General features: G+C 71.5%; 14 protein-coding genes and 1 pseudogene. 10 read left to right on the forward strand and 5 right to left on the reverse strand.

Annotation, left to right across the window (positions count from 1 at the left end):
• Positions 1-283: 283 nt before the first annotated feature.
• From ABGB06_RS34830 to ABGB06_RS34840, 3 genes are all read right to left on the reverse strand, one after another.
• On the reverse strand, positions 284-2,710 hold the full coding sequence (locus ABGB06_RS34830) for a glycoside hydrolase family 3 N-terminal domain-containing protein (RefSeq protein WP_347597989.1): 2,427 nt from the start codon (positions 2,708-2,710) through the stop codon (positions 284-286).
• 43 nt (positions 2,711-2,753) lie between these two features.
• Complete coding sequence (locus tag ABGB06_RS34835; RefSeq protein WP_347597992.1) at positions 2,754-4,730, reverse strand: glycosyltransferase family A protein; 1,977 nt, start codon at positions 4,728-4,730, stop codon at positions 2,754-2,756.
• 84 nt (positions 4,731-4,814) lie between these two features.
• Positions 4,815-5,696, reverse strand: coding sequence for a UDP-galactopyranose mutase (locus ABGB06_RS34840; RefSeq protein WP_347597995.1), 882 nt, complete (start codon positions 5,694-5,696; stop codon positions 4,815-4,817).
• Between ABGB06_RS34840 and ABGB06_RS34845 the strand changes: the two genes are divergently transcribed.
• The 5 genes and pseudogenes from ABGB06_RS34845 (at position 5,652) to ABGB06_RS34865 (ending at position 9,795) form a co-directional block, all read left to right on the forward strand.
• Entirely contained in the window at positions 5,652-6,185 is a 534-nt protein-coding gene (locus ABGB06_RS34845) for a hypothetical protein (protein ID WP_347597998.1), read from the forward strand. The two genes, ABGB06_RS34840 and ABGB06_RS34845, sit on opposite strands and share 45 nt — an antisense overlap.
• A gap of 404 nt (positions 6,186-6,589) precedes the next feature.
• Complete coding sequence (locus ABGB06_RS34850) at positions 6,590-7,693, forward strand: Gfo/Idh/MocA family oxidoreductase (protein ID WP_347598001.1); 1,104 nt, start codon at positions 6,590-6,592, stop codon at positions 7,691-7,693.
• Positions 7,694-7,750: 57 nt separating this feature from the next.
• Positions 7,751-8,722, forward strand: coding sequence for a UDP-glucose 4-epimerase GalE (gene galE, locus ABGB06_RS34855; protein ID WP_347598004.1), 972 nt, complete (start codon positions 7,751-7,753; stop codon positions 8,720-8,722).
• 33 nt (positions 8,723-8,755) lie between these two features.
• Positions 8,756-9,025: pseudogene (locus ABGB06_RS34860) on the forward strand (trypsin-like serine protease); the annotation flags it as partial.
• A gap of 182 nt (positions 9,026-9,207) precedes the next feature.
• Positions 9,208-9,795, forward strand: coding sequence for a hypothetical protein (locus ABGB06_RS34865; RefSeq protein WP_347598007.1), 588 nt, complete (start codon positions 9,208-9,210; stop codon positions 9,793-9,795).
• Here ABGB06_RS34865 and ABGB06_RS34870 read toward each other — a convergent pair.
• Positions 9,782-10,045: a tetratricopeptide repeat protein gene (locus ABGB06_RS34870; protein ID WP_347598010.1), complete on the reverse strand. Its 264-nt coding sequence runs from the start codon at positions 10,043-10,045 to the stop codon at positions 9,782-9,784. The two genes, ABGB06_RS34865 and ABGB06_RS34870, sit on opposite strands and share 14 nt — an antisense overlap.
• 386 nt (positions 10,046-10,431) lie before the next feature.
• Between ABGB06_RS34870 and ABGB06_RS34875 the strand changes: the two genes are divergently transcribed.
• Positions 10,432-10,641: a hypothetical protein gene (locus ABGB06_RS34875; RefSeq protein ID WP_347598013.1), complete on the forward strand. Its 210-nt coding sequence runs from the start codon at positions 10,432-10,434 to the stop codon at positions 10,639-10,641.
• A gap of 61 nt (positions 10,642-10,702) precedes the next feature.
• Here ABGB06_RS34875 and ABGB06_RS34880 read toward each other — a convergent pair whose 3' ends face one another.
• Positions 10,703-12,445: an ABC transporter ATP-binding protein gene (locus ABGB06_RS34880; RefSeq protein WP_347598100.1), complete on the reverse strand. Its 1,743-nt coding sequence runs from the start codon at positions 12,443-12,445 to the stop codon at positions 10,703-10,705.
• A 355-nt stretch (positions 12,446-12,800) separates the two neighbouring features.
• Between ABGB06_RS34880 and ABGB06_RS34885 the strand changes: the two genes are divergently transcribed.
• From ABGB06_RS34885 to ABGB06_RS34900, 4 genes are all read left to right on the forward strand, one after another.
• Positions 12,801-13,841 (forward strand): lysylphosphatidylglycerol synthase transmembrane domain-containing protein, encoded by a 1,041-nt coding sequence (locus ABGB06_RS34885; RefSeq protein ID WP_347598016.1) that lies wholly within the window; start codon positions 12,801-12,803, stop codon positions 13,839-13,841.
• 139 nt (positions 13,842-13,980) lie between these two features.
• Positions 13,981-15,147, forward strand: a complete 1,167-nt coding sequence (locus ABGB06_RS34890; protein ID WP_347598019.1) for a cytochrome P450 — start codon at positions 13,981-13,983, stop codon at positions 15,145-15,147.
• Positions 15,144-15,791: a sulfotransferase family protein gene (locus ABGB06_RS34895; RefSeq protein ID WP_347598022.1), complete on the forward strand. Its 648-nt coding sequence runs from the start codon at positions 15,144-15,146 to the stop codon at positions 15,789-15,791. Before ABGB06_RS34890 ends, ABGB06_RS34895 begins: the two co-directional genes overlap by 4 nt.
• Positions 15,788-16,567, forward strand: coding sequence for a class I SAM-dependent methyltransferase (locus tag ABGB06_RS34900; RefSeq protein WP_347598025.1), 780 nt, complete (start codon positions 15,788-15,790; stop codon positions 16,565-16,567). Before ABGB06_RS34895 ends, ABGB06_RS34900 begins: the two co-directional genes overlap by 4 nt.
• Positions 16,568-16,582: the final 15 nt, after the last annotated feature.

Raw genomic sequence — 16,582 nt, forward strand, 5'->3', positions numbered from 1 at the left:
TGCCTGAAAGGGAGAGCGCGCTCTGTTCCGGGGGGAGACGGCGCCGACGACCACATGGGGCCCGGTGGCCGCAGCAGGCCGCTCCGGCCACCGGTCCGTCGGATCTCCTGTGCCAGGGCCGTGGGTCCGTCGCCGACGGCACCGGTCGACCTGGGCGGCGACAGAGGTGACGGGCACGGGCATCGCGGGTCACCTCCGGCGCTCTCACGGCGATCGTGTCGACGCGGGAGTTGGTCCGATCCCGCGTTCGACGATGGTGCCGATGGGCGCTTTCACCCGGCTTTCATCCTTTGTTCGCCGGGCCGACCTCCTGCCGACCGCGCCGGACGTCGGGAGCCAGGTCCGAGACCGTCACCGGTGTGTCGAGGACGCGGTCACGACCGGTCTCGCGGAGCCGGCCGGTGAGCAGGTAGCTGCCCTCCAAACGGGCGCCGGCGCTCGACCCGCCGATGTGGACGTCCACCCGGCCCGGTTCGACGATGCGCCGGCCGGCGCGGCCGGTGAAGGAGGTGCGGTCGGCGTGGAGCTGGAACCGGACGCGGCCGCGGTGCCCCGCCGCGAGCTCGACCCGCGCGAAGCCGACGAGTTGCCTGACCGGCCGGGTCACCTGGGCGACCGGATCGCTCAGGTAGAGCTGGACGACCTCCGCGCCGTCCCGACCGCCCGTGTTCGCCACCGTGCAGGAGACCTCGATTGCGCCGTCCACGGGACAGGTCTCGGGTAGGGACAGATCCGAGTACGAGAACGTGGTGTATGACAGACCGTGACCGAACGGATAGAGCGGGGTCGGGTCCAGGCAGCTCTCCACGGTGGCGTGGACCAGCGGAGGCCCCAGGTAGGTACCCGGCTGGCCGCCTGTGTCTCGCGGCACGCTCACCGGTAGCCGCCCGGACGGGCTGACCCGACCGCTGAGTACGCGGGCGAGGGCGGTGGCCCCCTCCTCCCCGGGGAAGAAGGTCTGCACGATCGCCGCCGCGCGTTCGGCTGATCCGCCGAGCGCGTACGGTCTGCCGCTCAGCATGACGAGGACCACCGGCACCCCGGTCTCCAGCACGGCGTCCAGGAGTTCCTGTTGCACGCCGGGAAACCTCAGGTCCTGGACGTCACTGCCCTCTCCCGAGGTGCCCCGGCCGAAGAGCCCGGAACGGTCTCCGAGCACCAGGACGCACACGTCCGCCTCGCGGGCCACGGCCGCGGCGGGGGCGATGCCGGAGCGGACCTCCTCCTGCACGGGGCACCCCTCCGCGTGCACGACCGACTCCGCGTCGAGTTCGTCGACCAGCGCCTGCAGGACGGTCGGGACGGTGATGCCCATCTCCCAGTCGGGATACGCCTGGCCGACGTTGGACTCGAAGGAATAGCAGCCGTGGAGCGCCAGTGGATCGTCGGCCAGAGGGCCCACGACAGCGACCTTCCCCGGTGACATGAGGGGAAGCAGACCCGCGTCGTTGGCGAGGAGCACGATCGACTCCTCGGCCAGCGTGCGCGCCAGCGCGCGGTCGCCGGGCGGATCGAGGTCGAGGGTGTCGATCCGACCGTCGGCGAGGATGTCCGGCGTCGGCTGCCAGCCCGGGTCGAGGAGCCCGAGCTCGCACTTCTGCCGGAGCACCCGCTCCAGCGCGCGGTTCACGAGCGCCTCGTCGAGGTCGCCTGAACGCACCCGCTCGACCAGCGGCTCCCCGTAGCAGTTGGCGTTGGGCAGTTCGACGTCCACGCCGGCGGTGAGCGCCTGCGCCCCCGCGTCCCCGGGGCCGTCGGCGACCCGGTGCAGCTGTTCGAGGATGGAGATGGCGTTGTAGTCGGCCACCACGGTGCCGTCGAATCCCCAGGCATCGCGCAGCAGCCCGGTGAGCAACTCTTCGTCGGCGATCGTGGGTATCCCGTCGATCTCCGTGTAGGTGGCCATGACGGATCGCGCGCCTCCGAGCCGCAGCGCCATCTCGAACGGGACCAGCATCACGTCGGCGACCTCGCGGGTGCCCATCGGAACGGGCGCGAGGTTGCGGCCGGCCCGGGAGGCCGAATGCGCGGCGAAGTGTTTGAGCGTGGCGACGATTCCAGCGGACTCCAGGCCCCTGACGTAGGCGGAGCCGATCAGGCCCACCAGATAGGGATCCTCGCCGATGGTCTCCTCCACCCTGCCCCAGCGCAGGTCGCGCACGACGTCGACGACCGGCGCGAGCCCCTGGTGCACGCCGATCGTCCGCATTCCGGTGCCGATCGCCTCCGCCATGCGGCGCACCAGCTGCGGGTCGAACGACGCGCCCCAGGCGAGCGGAACCGGATACACCGTGGCGCCCCACGTGTGCAGCCCGGCGAGACACTCCTCGTGGGCGACGCCGGGGATGCCGAACCGGTTGCTGGCGACGATCTCACGCTGCGCGTTGGCGAGGGCCCGTACCCCCGCGACCGGGTGCACGGGCTTGGAGCCGAAGGCGCGGGTGAGCTGGCCGAGGCCGTGGCGGATGGCGTCGCTCCACTCGGCGGTGACCCAGACGAGGTCGTCGGGGACGAAGTCGTTGGGCTGGTGCGGGGTCACGCCCGAGCCGTCGACGCACGCGCTCACCCAGAGCCCGCCGAGTTGGGCGATCTTCTCGTGCAACGTCATCCGGGCGATGAGATCGGCCACCCGTGCGGCCGGCTCGCACGAGGTGTCCCGCCAGAGGGCGTCGCGGTCGTCGTCGTGGGCGGGACGGGGAGCGGTTGTCACGGTGTCTGCACACATCTGGGCTGCCGTTACCTTCCCGGTGGCGTTAGTCGGTGAGCGACCGGAAGAACTCGGTCAATCGAGGTACGTGGTAGTCGAAGGTGAACGCCTCACGCGCCGCCCTCATGCTGGTTCGAGACCTCCTGGTCCTCTTCTCCTCCCGGAGGAGTTCCGCGAGGTGATCGACGTCCCGGTAGAGGATCCCGACCCCCAACTCCCTGGCCAGCCTCTCCGTGCTGACGACATGACCGGTGTTGTCGCGCTGGATCCACGGCAGACCCGCGAGCGCGTAGGTGTGCAGCCGGGCGGGATAGTTCAGGTCCTCCCAGGACGCGCTGCGGATGTTGCCGCGGTTCGAGCTGGAGAAGACGTAGAGCCAGGCCGCGTCGTACCGCGACAGCTCCCGCACCCAGTCCTGCGGCCCCACCCGCGCGTGCGGGTGCAGACAGGCGTTGTCCCCTGCCTCAGCCGTCCAGCCGGAGGCCCAACGGCGGTAGAGCGCACCGTAGTGGTGGACATGGATCTTCCGCTTCGCCAGCTCGGCCATGGGCTCCAGGAAGATCCGACCGATGCAGACGGTGTGCGTCTCCTCCGGGTCCTCGGACAGATCCGAAAGGGCGGGTGCCCACTCGTTGGTCATGAGGTCCCGCTTCGGGAGGTCGCCGTCCATGACGATGCTCGGGCCCTCGGGCATCGAAGGGCCGATCGTCCGCCTGAACCACTCCTGGAGGTCCTCCGAGTGGAAGACGCGCCCCGCGCTGCGCAGCATCAGGTCCCGCAGCATGGGCCACATGCCGGTCTGCATGGCGGCCATGGGGCTTTCCTTGAAGTGAACGACGAAGGGTGCGAGTCCTGCCCGCCAGACCCTGTGCAGCAGCGGAAGGTTGGGCCAGTTCATCAGGCCGTAGACGACGTCCGGCGCGAACTCACGGACGCGGTCCTGCCAGTGCGCGTCATCGGGGATCCAGGTGATGTCCCCGAACGGGAGCGGCCCGCCGGTCTCCCAGAAGTGTGGCTTCTCCGACCACAGCCCGGCCAGTCGGTGGCCGGCCTCCTCCAGCGCGACGAGCTGCTCCGGGCCGTAGGCCATGGCCCCGGTGACGAGGATCCGCATGCCGGTTCGCCCGGTCGACCGAGCCGCCGGCGCGACTCCGCCGTACCTCGTCCTCTCGTCGATCGGAATGCCCTCTCGCACCGGCTGCCAGTTCAGCAGCTGGCCGGACGGCACGCGGTAGAACTGCCGGTACCGGGAGATGCCGTACCCGTGGCTGAGCTGGTTGGTGTCGGTTCCCCGGCCGGAGATGATCTTGTGGCGTTGGTCGGGGTGGTCCCCCCACTCGCAAGTCGCCGAGCCGGTGTACGCGAACGTCACGCCTCGTTTGAGGAGCGCCGACCAGAAGTCGACCTCCAGGGAGTCGGACACGATCTCCGTCCGCTCCCGCCAGCGGACGCCCTCCGTGAGGCTCCGCCTGTGCATCACCTGGACGAGAGCGAGGAAGTTGCCGCTCCGCACGTCCAGTCGCGAGATGACCTCGGGTCCCATAGCGGTGTGGATGCGGTCCTCCCCACCGACCGGGACGTCCTCGCGCAGCGTCGCCGACTCCTCGGCCGGTCCCCAGGCCACGTCCTCGTCCCGTCGGACCCACCGAACCCCGGAGTAGACCAGTCCCGCGTCGGGCCGGTCGCGCAGCGTCGTCACACAGGTTTCCAGATGGTCGGGGTCGTAGTGGTCGTCGGAGGGCAGGTAGCAGAGGAGGTCGCCCCCCGCGGCCGCGGTGGCCGCGTTGAGCGCGGCCCCGAGCCCGCGGTTCTCCGCCCACGCGATGTACCGGATCCGGGGGTCGTCGTAGGCGAGAACCTGGTCCTCCGTGTCGTCGTCGGACCCGTCGTTGACGATCACGACCTCGAAGTCCTGGTACGACTGGTCGAACAGGCTGCCCAGCGCCCGGGCGATGAAGGCGCCCTGCCGGTACGTGGGCATGAGGACCGAAACCACGGGTGGCCTGATCTCGGCAGGCGACATGTCCCGCTCCTTTCTGAAGGCTCGTCCTGAGAAGGAGGTCACTGGGGTGCTCCGGCGTGGGGGAGCGCGGGAACGCGACGGCCGTCACCCCAGGTGAAGGTCGATCTCCGCCGCCGTCGCCATGCCCTGCGCGATGGCCTCTTCCTGGTCGATGTACTGGTAGTTGGCGAGTCGTCCACAGAAGAAGACCGGGATCGGGCTGGTCGCCCGGATCTCGTCGCGCAGTTCCGCGTTGCGCCGTTCGTTCCCGCCGTCGAGACCCGGCACGGGATAGTGGCGTGCGGGCGCCCCGGGATATTCCTCGGTCACCACCGTGGCGGGCACGCGTTGACCGGTGGCGTGCTTGGTCTCCACGGTTCTGGTGTAAGGCCGGCGCAGCGAGGGCCGGTTCACCTGGTACCCCGGGGTCAGGGTGCTGTCCGGGTCGTCGAGCGGGGTGTAGCGGGAGACGGTGCGGATGCCTCGCCACTCCAGTTCCCCGGGACGTCGCACGAAGTCGTCCAGCGCGGCGGTCACCACCACGGCGGCGAACTCCCGGGCCAGGTCCTCGAGATCGGCGAGGGTGAGGGTGGCGCCGACAGTGATGGGTATCGGCCGGGCGATGTTCTCGATCACCTCCTGGGCGCCGGCGGGCGGAAAGAACTCCCAGGTGTCGCGGAACAGGCGTCGGTTGCCGTCGGTGCGCAGGTCGAGCCGCTTCGGCCCGAAGGTGCTGGACAGCGTGGACGGGTGCTGGCCCCACTGCTTGATGGAGTAGTCCCGCACGAACAGCCGGTACAGGGTCGGACCCATGAGGGACTCGCAGTACTCGGCGAGGTTCGCCCGCGACGGGGTGGCGGGCAGAACGGCCAACTCCTTCTCGATGGCCGGCCAGATCGGCAACGCGCGTAACTCCTCGACCTGTGGCGGCCAGGAGAGGAAGTGGCCTTCCTCGTCGGCGTCGTCGAGGAATATCTCGGTGATCACCTTGTGTTCGAAATTTCGCCGCATTCCGTGGAGCTGGACGAACTCGGCGACCTTCTGGTTCGATGTGTGAAAAATATGTGGGCCGTTGGGCTCGAACACGACGCCGTTCAGCCGCTCGGCACGGGAGTGGCCGCCGACCTCCCCGCCACGCTCGAAGACATGCACGGTGCGTCCCCGGTCGTGGAGCATCCGTGCCGCGGTGCAACCGGCCCAGCCCGCGCCTATCACGGCGACCCCACGCGGGGTGCTCATGGGATGCCCCCTGGGGATCGTGAAAGGCTGCCGTCGTCTGTCACGGCGGCCCAGTGGAATGTCCTGGTGGGAATCTCCGGTAAGGCTGCGAAGTTCATGCGGCAACTCCAGACGAGTCAAGCGCGTGCTCTGCTCTCGTTCCTCGGCTGGGCAGCACGAATCGACACGGCAGCGGAATCGCCGCCGTTGCTGGAAAGCGCCCGGCCTGTTGCTGCATTCAACGCCAATCCTGGCTGAGTCACAACTGGTCGGGGCTCGTTCGCTGCCCCGCGTCTGGGCGGGTGAAGCGCGCGACGTGAGCCTGGCGCGGGCCACTGATCGCGGCGAGCTCGATGGTGGGCCGGACGTCTGAGCCCTGCGAACGAGGCGTTCCGGCCTGTCGCCGGAACCGCGCGGGGCACGTGATGATGGACGGTGCCTGTCTGGTCCACTACGCTGCTGCACGATACGCGGGACCGCAGTTCCACCAGCCGCCGATACCCGTCGAGTTCGTGCCGGTCTCTCTTCTTCGTCTGCTCGGTCCGGGCGCTGCTCCGCGCCCGTGCGGACGTCCCTCGGCCCCGCCGTTGGCTTCTGGACCTTTCCCTTCAGTTTTCCCGTCTTCCCTCGGCGGCTTTCAGCGCGAACATCTTGGAGGAAGCGTGATCGGGATAGCCTTCGTAGGATGCGGATACGTCGCGGACCTCTATGCCGCGACCCTTCCCAACCATTCGAACATTCGACTCGTCGGGGTCTATGATCGGAGTGAGGCACGTCGTGCCGCCTTCCGGCATCACTACGCTGTTCCGGCGTACTCCTCGCTGGCCGAACTGCTGGCTGACCCGGAAGTGGGAATCGTCGTAAACCTGACGAATCCGCGGAGCCACGCCGATGTGACCCGCGCGGCTCTGCTCGCCGGCAAACACGTCTACGTCGAGAAGCCCTTCGCGTCGTCGTTGGCCGAGGCACAGGAACTGGTCGGCCTCGCCGACGACCGCGGCCTGATGGTCGCCAGCGCCCCGTGCAGCCTGCTCGGCGAGAGCGCCCAGACCGTGTGGCGGGCCGTGCGGGACGGGCTCGTGGGGACTCCGAGGCTCGTGTACGCCCAGCTCGACGACGGGCCGATACTCAGGATGCCCTTCCGGGACTGGATCAGCGTGAGCGGAGCGCCGTGGCCCTATGCGGACGAGTTCCGAACCGGATGCACGGTCGAGCACGCCGCCTATGCCCTGAGCTGGCTGACGGCCGTTCTCGGACCGGTCGAGGAGGTCGTGGCTCATGCGGCGCATATCGGCGACAACCCCCACCTGACCGGGGTGGAGCAGACGGCGGCCCCCAACTACGCGTCGGCGGGGCTTCGTTTCACCAGCGGCGTCGTCGGGCGCTTCACGGCGAGCATCGTGGCCCCCACCGACCGGTCGCTGCGCATCATCGGGGACGAGGGTGTGCTGTCGGTGTCGGACCTCTGGGACTACGGAGCGGAGGTCACCCTCTCGGACGAGGGAGGCGACGAGGTCAAGACGATCCCGCTGGTGCGCCCCTGCGACTACCCGCACCGCTACGAGGGGGTGCACACGATGGACTTCAGCCGCGGCGTCGCGGAGCTGGCGTCGGGGGTCGTCCGGGGCAGCAGCCGGCATCTGCCCATCGACCACTCACTTCACGTGCTGGAGCTGACGATGGCGATCACCGCGTCATCGAACGGCGAGGTGTTTCGTCCATCGACCCGGTTCTCCGACGTGTCCCCGATGCCATGGTCAGAATGAGCGTCGTCCGCGCCGGTGACGGGCGCGCGATGAGAGGCGGGAAGGCGGGCGGAACGGATGAGTGACACCGCGGGGAGAATCCTCGTCACGGGTGGGGCCGGGTTCATCGGCTCGGTGGTGACCGCCCGCCTGCTGGAGTCCGGCCACGACGTGACCGTTCTGGACGACCTGTCCACCGGATTCCGCGACGCGGTGCCGGACGGGGCGAAGTTCGTGGAGGGGCGCGTCCACGAGGCGGGACGGGTGTTGGACGCGTCCTACTCGGCGGTCGTCCATCTCGCGGCGTTCGCCGAGGTCGGAGAGTCGGTCCACGCACCTGAGCGCTACTGGTGGAACAACACGCTCGGCACCTTCGCCCTCCTCGAAGCGATGCGCCGGACCGGCGTCCGCGTCCTGGTCTTCTCCTCGACCTGCGCCGTCTACGGCGAGCCCCGGGGCATGCCCATCACCGAGGAGACCCCCACTCTGCCCATCAATCCCTACGGCTCGTCGAAACTCGCGGCCGATCGGATGATCGGCGACGAGTGCGTGGCCCACGGCCTGGCGGCGGTGTCGCTCCGCTACTTCAACGTCGCGGGCTCGTACGGCGAGCACGGCGAGCGGCACCGTCCCGAATCCCACGTCATCCCGTTGATGCTGCAGGTGGCCCTCGGACGCCGGGGGACGATGTCGGTGTACGGGAACGACTACCCCACCGACGACGGCACCTGCGTGCGCGACTACGTCCATGTGGTGGACATCGCCCAGGCCCATCACCGCGCCCTCCGTGCGGCGAGCGCCGGCCGGCATCTCGTCTGCAACCTGGGCAGCGGCACCGGCCACTCGGTTCGCCAGGTACTGGAGGCGGCGCGAGACGTGACCGGACACCCGATCCCGTCCCGGGACGAGCCTCGCCGGGAGGGGGATCCGGCCGTACTGGTCGCGTCGGCGGACAGGGCACGCCGGGAACTCGGCTGGGATCCGGAACGCCCGGGACTCCGGCGGATGGTGCGGGATGCCTGGGACTTCGCCCGCAGCCACCACGCCTGACCGGGGGGCCGAGCCGATCACGGGCGACCGAGGTCAGCGTTCCCCGACAACGACCACGCCTGGGTCAGCGTGGGCAACGGCTGGTGGACGGAGCCGGTCGTCCTCGGCCGGGACACGGTCTCCGACGCGCTGGTGCCCGTCTGCGCGGAGCCCGGCGATTCCGGGGGCTCCTACAACAGCGGCGACCAGGCCCAGGGCGTCACCTCGGGCGGCTGGGGCAACTGCTCCGGCGGCGGTGATACCTGGTACCGGCCGGTCAACGAGATCCTGGCCGCGTACGGCCTGACCCTGCACACGGCGTGAACCGACGGACGGGCCACCACGAGACGCCGGTGGCCCGTCCGTCTCACCCCGCGGGCTCGGCCATCGGCGGGCCGACGTCGTGCGCCGGAGTGACGGTGCGCGGTCCGCCCGGCTGGGTGATGGCGGCGCGCCGGACGGCGGCGCAGGCTTGACGGGTTACGCCGTCTCCGCAGGAGGACCTGATGCTCCGCCGCGCCCACGCCCTCGCGCTTGCCGCCGTCACCGCTCTCACCGCTACTACCACGTCCTCGGCTGCGGACGCGGCAGTTGCGAGCGCGGACGCCGAGGTCCGCATCTTCTACGTCTACGCGCCCGACGACGAGATCCACTTCAGCATCGACGCCGAGGGCGATCCGTTCTCCCGGCCGCTGCCGGGGCTGCCGGACGGTCTGCCCACCGACGCGCGGGGCACGTTCGCGGTCACGCACGACTTCACCGCCACCGGGCAGACCGCCCGGGTTGAGGGGGAGGTGGACTGCCTGCTCACGGGCGGCGGCACGGCGAGCCTCACGGCCGTTGTCACACACGCCACCGACGACTTCGCCGACTGGATCGGCCACCGCGTGGGCGTCAGCCTTCACGACGGCGACAGCGACGGGCGCGGCGACCGCCTCGGTTTCTCCTGGGCGCTCGCTGTCGACACCGTCGACGTGGGGGGAGCCTGCCTGGCGCCCGCGCCCTTCGCTCCCGTCATCGCCGGAGACATCGACGTGCGCCACGCCGAGTTGCCGAAGGGGACGGGCGGCGCGGCGGCGCTCAGTCGTCGGTGAGTCGTCGACGCATCTCGGCGGCCTGGGGCAGGCCGAGTGCCTCGTAGTGGCCGAGCGCCTGGCGCCAGTGGGCGCGGGCCGACGCGCGGTCGCCGAGGGTGGCGTGGACGGCGCCGATGCCCGCGTGGGTGTCCGCCCGCCACTGCCGATGGTCCCCCTCGGTGGCTCGGGCCAATGCCTCGTCGTGTGCGCTGAGCGCCTCGGCTGTGCGTCCGCAGGCCGCTCGGGTGGCAGCGAGCGCGTTCAGCACGGGTGATGATCAGCCCGGCGTTGCCCAAGGCACGGGCGAGTGTCAGCGTCTCGTCGTGCACGCTCAGGGCCCGCTCCAGATCGCCCCGGTTCCGGTGCGGGTCGCCGAGCGTGCGCAGACAGTGCGTCTCCATGAGGCGGTAGCCCGTCTCGCGGGCGAGGGCCAGCGCCCGGTGGATTCGGTCGAACGCCTGCTCGTCGCGTCCCAGGCTCCTGAACGCCTCGGCCGGGCCGGAGAGCACGTTGGCCTGGTTGGCCCGGTCGCCCTGGTCCCGGCACAGTTCGAGCGCCTCTTCGAGGGGCGCACGGCCGCGTCGGCCTCCGCCAAGGAGTCGTCGACGGCCGGGGCCGCCCGGAGCGCCCGGGTGCGACGGCGAGAACACCCTGATGTCGTCGATACGTCTGACCAGCGACGTCTCCAGCTGGAACGACGTGTGGACCGTCGGCGACAAGGCCGGTCTGACGAACCTGGCCGGCTGGCGCGAACGGGCCGAGGAGTGCGCGGACACCGGGGACTGCGAGCGGATCTGGGAGAAGGACGATCCGGTCGCCTGGCCGCCCGAACCCCCGGACCACACGTACGACCGAGTGCCCTGACGACCACCGCGCCGGACGGGCGGCGTGCCCCGCCCGTCCGGCGCCACGCGCGCGATCGCGGTCAGCGGACCTCCGCCAGGAACTGCGTGGCGGCCAGTTCCGCGTAGAGGGGGCTCTCGCCGACCAGGTCCGCGTGGGTGCCGACCGCCTGCACCCGGCCGGCGTCCATCACCACGATCCGGTCCGCCGTGGTCACCGTGGACAGCCGGTGCGCCACGACCAGGACCGTGGTCTCCAGGGCCGCGTCGGCGACCGTGTCGCGCAGCGCGGCCTCGTTGACCGCGTCCAGCTGCGAGGTCGCCTCGTCGAGCAGCAGCAGCCGAGGGCGGCGGAGCAGCGCCCGGGCGATCGCCACGCGCTGGCGCTCGCCGCCCGACAGCTTGGTGCCGCGGTGTCCGACCACGGTGTCCAGGCCGTCGGGCAGCCGGCCGACCAGGGCCGCCAGTCGCGTGATGTCGAGCGCCTCCCGCAGCTCCTCCTCGCTCGCCTCGGCCACGCCGAACAGGAGGTTCTCGCGCAGCGTGCCGGAGAGCACGGGCGCGTCCTGCTCCACGTAGCCGATGGCGGCGCGCAGTTCGCCCAGGTCCCAGTCGTGCACCTCGCGGCCGTCCAGCAGCACGCGGCCGGCGTCGGCGTCGTAGAACCGCTCGATCAGCGAGAACACGGTGGTCTTGCCCGCGCCCGACGGGCCGACGAACGCGGTCATGCCGCGCGGCGGCACCGTGAACGACACCCCGTGGTGGACGTACGGCAGTTCGGCGGCGTAACGGAAGCGGACGTCCTCGAAGGTGACGGAGACGGGGGCGGCCGAGGAGGCGGCGGCGAGCGCCGGCCCGGGGGAGGGCTCGGCGGGGAGCCGGCGCACCTCCTGGATGCGCGAGATCGCCGCCGCGCCCACCTGGTACTGCGTGACCGCGCTGACGACCTGCTGGATCGGGCTCATCAGGTAGAAGACGTAGAGCAGGAACGCCACCAGGGCGCCCACCTCGATGGAGTCGGTGGCCACCCGCGCCCCGCCGACCGCGAGCACGGTGATGAACGCGACCTGCATGGACAGGCCCGCCGTGTTCCCGGCCAGCGCCGACCACTTGGCCGCCCGAACGCTCTGTCGCCAGGAGTCCTCGGCGGCCGCGTGCAGCGTCCGCTCCTCGTTGGCCTCCGCGCCCGACGCCTTCACGGTGCGCATCGCGCCCAGCACCCGTTCGAGCGCGGCGCCCATCTTCCCGACCGACTCCTGGGCCCGGCGGCTCGCCTTGTTGATCGCCGGGACGATCAGCCCGATGACCACCGCGGCCAGGGCGATCACGCCCAGCGTGACGCCCAGCAGCACGACGTCCACCAGTCCCATCGCGACCAGGGTGGCCAGCAGCGTCAGCCCGCCGGTGCCGAGGCCGATGAGCGAGTCGGTGGTCATCGCGCGCAGCAGCGTGGTGTCCGAGGTGGCGCGGGCCAGCAGGTCCCCGGGCTCGGTGGTGTCCATCGCCGATATCCGCAGCCGCAGCAGATACGACGTCAACGAGCGGCGGGCGGTCAGCACCACGGACTCGGCGGTGCGTTGCAGCACGTACGAGCCGAGCGCGCCGATGCCGGCGTTGGCCACCACCAGCAGGCACATCAGCAGGAGCGTCGCGCCTATCGCACGGTCGTCGGCCAGGTCGCCGATCAGCCGCTGGGCGACCAGCGGCAGGGCGAGGCCGGTGGCTCCCGTGGCGAGTGACAGGAGGGCGCCGCCGACCAGCGCGCCGCGGTGCGGCCGCACATAGCCGAGCAGCACCTTCCAGGCGCTCGGCTCGTCGTTCGCCACGCCCTTGGCGGCGTCCGGGCCGTCCGGCCCGTCCGCGCCGTCCGACACGTCCGTCCTGTCCGCGCCCTCGATGTCGCGCGCAGTGTCCACGCGGTCGCCTCCCTGTGGATGGTGGGGCACCGGCCCCTTCTCGAACCGAGGGACGCCACGCCGCACGGCGGAAGTTGAGCCTACCCACGCGTTTCGTCGCGGAAGGACCGAGCCCGCCTCTCCTCCCGCCCACCTGCCGCTGGCGCCACTTCGGCCGCCGGACATCGTCCCGTCACACGGGGTGGGCATATACCGGGTGTCCCCACTTCCCTCATGCCCCTACGCTCCGCTCGGCGCGGGCGTACACAGAAGGATGACCTGACCGATGTTCCCGCTCCGGCTCGACGAGCTGCCCCGAACGTCGTTCCCCCCGCCCCTCGCCGCCGCTCCCGCTCCCACACCCGCGCCCGCTCCCCTCCGGGTTCGCTTCCCCGTCACCGTGGCCCACGTCCGCCACCTGCTGTGCCTGCTCCCGCTGCTGGTGATCGGGGTATGGGCGGCGGTCAACTGGCGCGTCATGTACGACGGCGCCGCTCTGCTGGCGTCCGCCGACCCCGGGTGGCTGCTGGCCGGGGCCCTCTTCACCTTCCTGTACTGGGCGAGCGCCGCCTGCATCCGGCAGGGAGCCATCGCGGAACGGCTCCCGCTGGGCCCACTGCTCGCGACACAGATCGCCGCCGGCGCCGCGAACCAGGTGCTTCCGGCCGGCCTCGGCCCGCACGCCATCATGCTGCGCTTCCTCCGGCGCCGCGGCATACCCCTCGCGCGGGCCACCGCCTCCCTCGCCCTCTACACGCTGGTCAAGCCGGTCACGCGCCTCCTGGTCATCCTCGCCTTCCTCATGACCTTTCCCGGCACGATGCGACTCGACGAGTTCGTCCTGGACGCGCGGATGCTGCTCCTGACCCTCGCGGGCGTGGTCACCTGCCTCGCCGTCGTCCCGCTGGTGGCGGCCGTAGCCCCGCTGCGCCGCCTGACACGCGCGTTCCTGCGCACCGCCCTGACCGACGCGCGGCATCTGCACACCCGGCCCAGCCGCGTGCTCGCCCTGTGGGGCGGGGCGGCCGCCTTCCCGCTGCTCCAGGCCGCCGCGTTCGCCTCGGTCGGGGCCGCACTCGGGCTGCCGCTCCCGTGGCACCACGCCGTCTTCGTGCATCTCGTCGCCAACGCGGCGGTCGGTGCCATCCCGACGCCCGGCGGCATCGGCTCGGTGGACGCGGTGCTGGTCCTCACCCTCGCGACCTTCGGCGCACCGATGGCCCTGGCCACGTCGACCGTGATCGGGTACCGCGTGCTGACCGTCTGGTTTCCCCTGCTGCCGGGGGTACTCGCGTTCTCGGTCCTCGTGCGTCGCCGGATGCTGTGACCGAACCCGGGGCGCGCCACCGGGTTCGGCCTGAGGGGGAGGTGCGTCGGCGGCCGATCGACGCCAGGGGATTGACATGATCGCGTCAAGGCGGGTACCATCGAAGGAGCGGCAACAGGGCGAACGGAAAGGTGACCTGATGCCAGAGGCGCTCTCCGCGGATCCGATCCTCTCCCTCGCCCACCCCGAAACGCTGCCCGATCCCTTCCCCGCCTACGCCCGGCTGCGCGAGCGGCCACCGTTCTTCTACGAGCCGCTGGACTCGTGGATGTTCAGCCGGCACGCCGACTGCGTGGCGGTGCTCCGGGACAGCGCCCGGTTCGCGGCGGACTGGCGCCGGGTCGGCGAGCAGGTGCCGCCGCAGGCCCTCAGCATGCTGACGATGGACCCACCGGAGCACACCGCGGTGCGGCGCCTGTTCCTGGAGGCGATGCGCGACCACGCGGGGGAGGCCCTGGAGAGGGCGATCGCGGCGCGGACCGAGGAACTGCTGTCGGAGCTGGCGCGCCGCCCGTCGTTCGACGTCCGCGCCGAACTCGCCGAACCCCTGGCCCTGTCGGCGACCTGCGGATATCTGGGCGTCCCGGTGCCGGACGCCGCGTCGACGAGTCGGATCGCCGGCGTGGTCGGCGCCGCCATGGACGCCGGACTGTGGCCGGAGCGGGCGGAGCCGATGGGCGCGGCGTACGGCGAGCTGGCGGGACTGGTGGCGGGCTGGCTGGCCGATCCGCCGGAGCACGGCGTCGTCGGTGACGTCGTCCGTCGGGCGGCGGAGAGCGACGTGCCCGCCCCGGTCATCGCGAACACCGTTCGGGCGCTGTTCTTCAGCGGGTACAGCTCGGGCAGCAAGCTGCTCGCGCTGGCCCTGGTGGCGATCCTCCACGACCGGGCCGTCGGTCTCGCGGAGCTGAGGGACGCCGACATCGTCCGGGCCGTCGACGAACTCGTCCGTTTCGCCGGGCCTGTTCAGGCCGTCGCCCGCGCCTGCGTGACCGATACCGAGGTGGGCGGGACGTCCGTACGGGCCGGGCAGGGCGTGACGTTACTGCTGGGCGCCGCGAACCGCGATCCGGCCCGGTTCCCGCGACCGGAGACGGTGCTCCCGGACCGACACCCCAACCCGCATCTCGGCTTCGGCCGTGGCCCGAAGTCCTGTCTCGGCTCGCCGTTCATGGCGGTCTTCGCCCGGGTGGTCCTCGGCACGCTCGCCGACCGCCATCCGTCGGTCCGGCCGCTCGGTGACCCCGCGTTCCTGCCGAACCTCACCCTGCGCAGCCTGGACCGGTTCGAGGCCACCCTCCGGTGAGGGTGATCGGGGCCGCGTTCGGGCGGACCGGGACGAGTTCCGTGCGGCTCGCGCTGGAGACGCTGGAACTCGGGCCGACCCATGGGATGAAGGCGCTGTTCGACGATCCGGCGCACGCGCGGCGGTGGCTGCGCCTGGCCGACCGCGCCGACGGCGCCCACGCCGACTGGGACGGCCTGCTCGGCGCCTACCGGTCGACCGTGGCATGGCCGGCCACGTTCTACTGGCGCGAGCTCATCGCCGCGTACCCGACGGCCAGGGTGCTGCTGGTGACCCGCGATCCGGAGGCGTGGTACGCCAGCATGGCCCGCACGCTGTACCGCACCCGGCCGCGCGACGACGGGCGGGCGGTCGCCGACCAGCTGATCGAACGGGTGGTGTGGCAGGGCACGTTCGGTGGTCGCTTCGACGACCGCGAGCACGCCATCGCCGTCTACCGGGCCCACCAGGCCGAGGTGCGGGCCACCGTGCCCGCCGACCGGCTGGTCGAGTTCGAGGTCGGCCAGGGCTGGGGACCGCTGTGCGCCGGACTCGGCGTGCCGGTGCCCGCCACGGCGTTTCCCCGAGTCAACACCACCGACGAGTACCTCCACCGTGCCCAACGGGCCGGCGCCCTGCCCGCGGACCACCGAGGAGATCCATGACCGCACCGGACCTGACCGTCTCGTCGGACACCGATCCGTACGGCGCGGTCGCCGGATACTACGACCTGCTGCACATCGGGTCCGCCTCGCCCGGGCTGGTGTCGTTCTTCGTCGACCTGGCGCCGCCCGGCGGGGACGCGCTGGAGATCGGCCCTGGTACGGGCCGGATGACGCTCGCGGTCGCCGAGCGCGCCGGGAGCGTGCTCGGCCTCGAACGCTCGCCCAGCATGCGCGCGGTGCTGCTGACCAAGCTGGTGTGGCGTCCCGAGCTGCGCGACCGGGTGACGGTGCTCGACGTGGCCGCGCCCGGCTTCCGGCTCGGCCGGCGGTTCGACTACGTCTACCTCGCGGCCGTGCTGGAGCACGTGCCCGCGGCGGCACGGCCCGCGCTCTTCGCCACGCTCGCGGAGCACCTCGCGCCGGACGGCGTGCTGGCGATGGACATGGTGCACGACCAGGAGGTCCCGGACCGGCCGGAGCGCGAGACGCGGTCGGCGCGCGTCGGCGCGTGCCGGTACGCGCTGTCCTCGGCCGCGTGGCCCCTCGGTCCGGATCTCGGCCGCGTCCGGCACGTGTACCGGACCTATCACGGCGACGAGTTGGTGGCGACCGAGACCGTGGAACGCGACCATCACCTGCACCGGCCGCCCGGCGTGATCGCCGACCTGCGCGCGGCCGGGCTCGCCGTCGTCGGCGGCTCGGCGCTGGGCGACGAACGGACGCCGTTGAGCGACAGGGGCACGCTGGTCGCCCGGCACGAAGGCCTACCTGTGTGAGGCGAACGACCATCC

Origin of the sequence: Streptomyces sp. B6B3 (assembly GCF_039871525.1) — a bacterium.
Lineage (GTDB): Bacteria > Actinomycetota > Actinomycetes > Streptomycetales > Streptomycetaceae > Streptomyces.

Excerpts from the sequence above, each read along its gene's own strand:
- ABGB06_RS34835 (WP_347597992.1), bottom strand. The coding sequence starts at position 4,730 with ATGTCGCCTGCCGAGATCAGGCCACCCGTGGTTTCGGTCCTCATGCCC.
- galE (WP_347598004.1), top strand. The coding sequence starts at position 7,751 with ATGAGTGACACCGCGGGGAGAATCCTCGTCACGGGTGGGGCCGGGTTC.
- ABGB06_RS34865 (WP_347598007.1), top strand. The coding sequence starts at position 9,208 with ATGCTCCGCCGCGCCCACGCCCTCGCGCTTGCCGCCGTCACCGCTCTC.
- ABGB06_RS34875 (WP_347598013.1), top strand. The coding sequence starts at position 10,432 with ATGTCGTCGATACGTCTGACCAGCGACGTCTCCAGCTGGAACGACGTG.
- ABGB06_RS34885 (WP_347598016.1), top strand. The coding sequence starts at position 12,801 with ATGTTCCCGCTCCGGCTCGACGAGCTGCCCCGAACGTCGTTCCCCCCG.
- ABGB06_RS34890 (WP_347598019.1), top strand. The coding sequence starts at position 13,981 with ATGCCAGAGGCGCTCTCCGCGGATCCGATCCTCTCCCTCGCCCACCCC.
- ABGB06_RS34900 (WP_347598025.1), top strand. The coding sequence starts at position 15,788 with ATGACCGCACCGGACCTGACCGTCTCGTCGGACACCGATCCGTACGGC.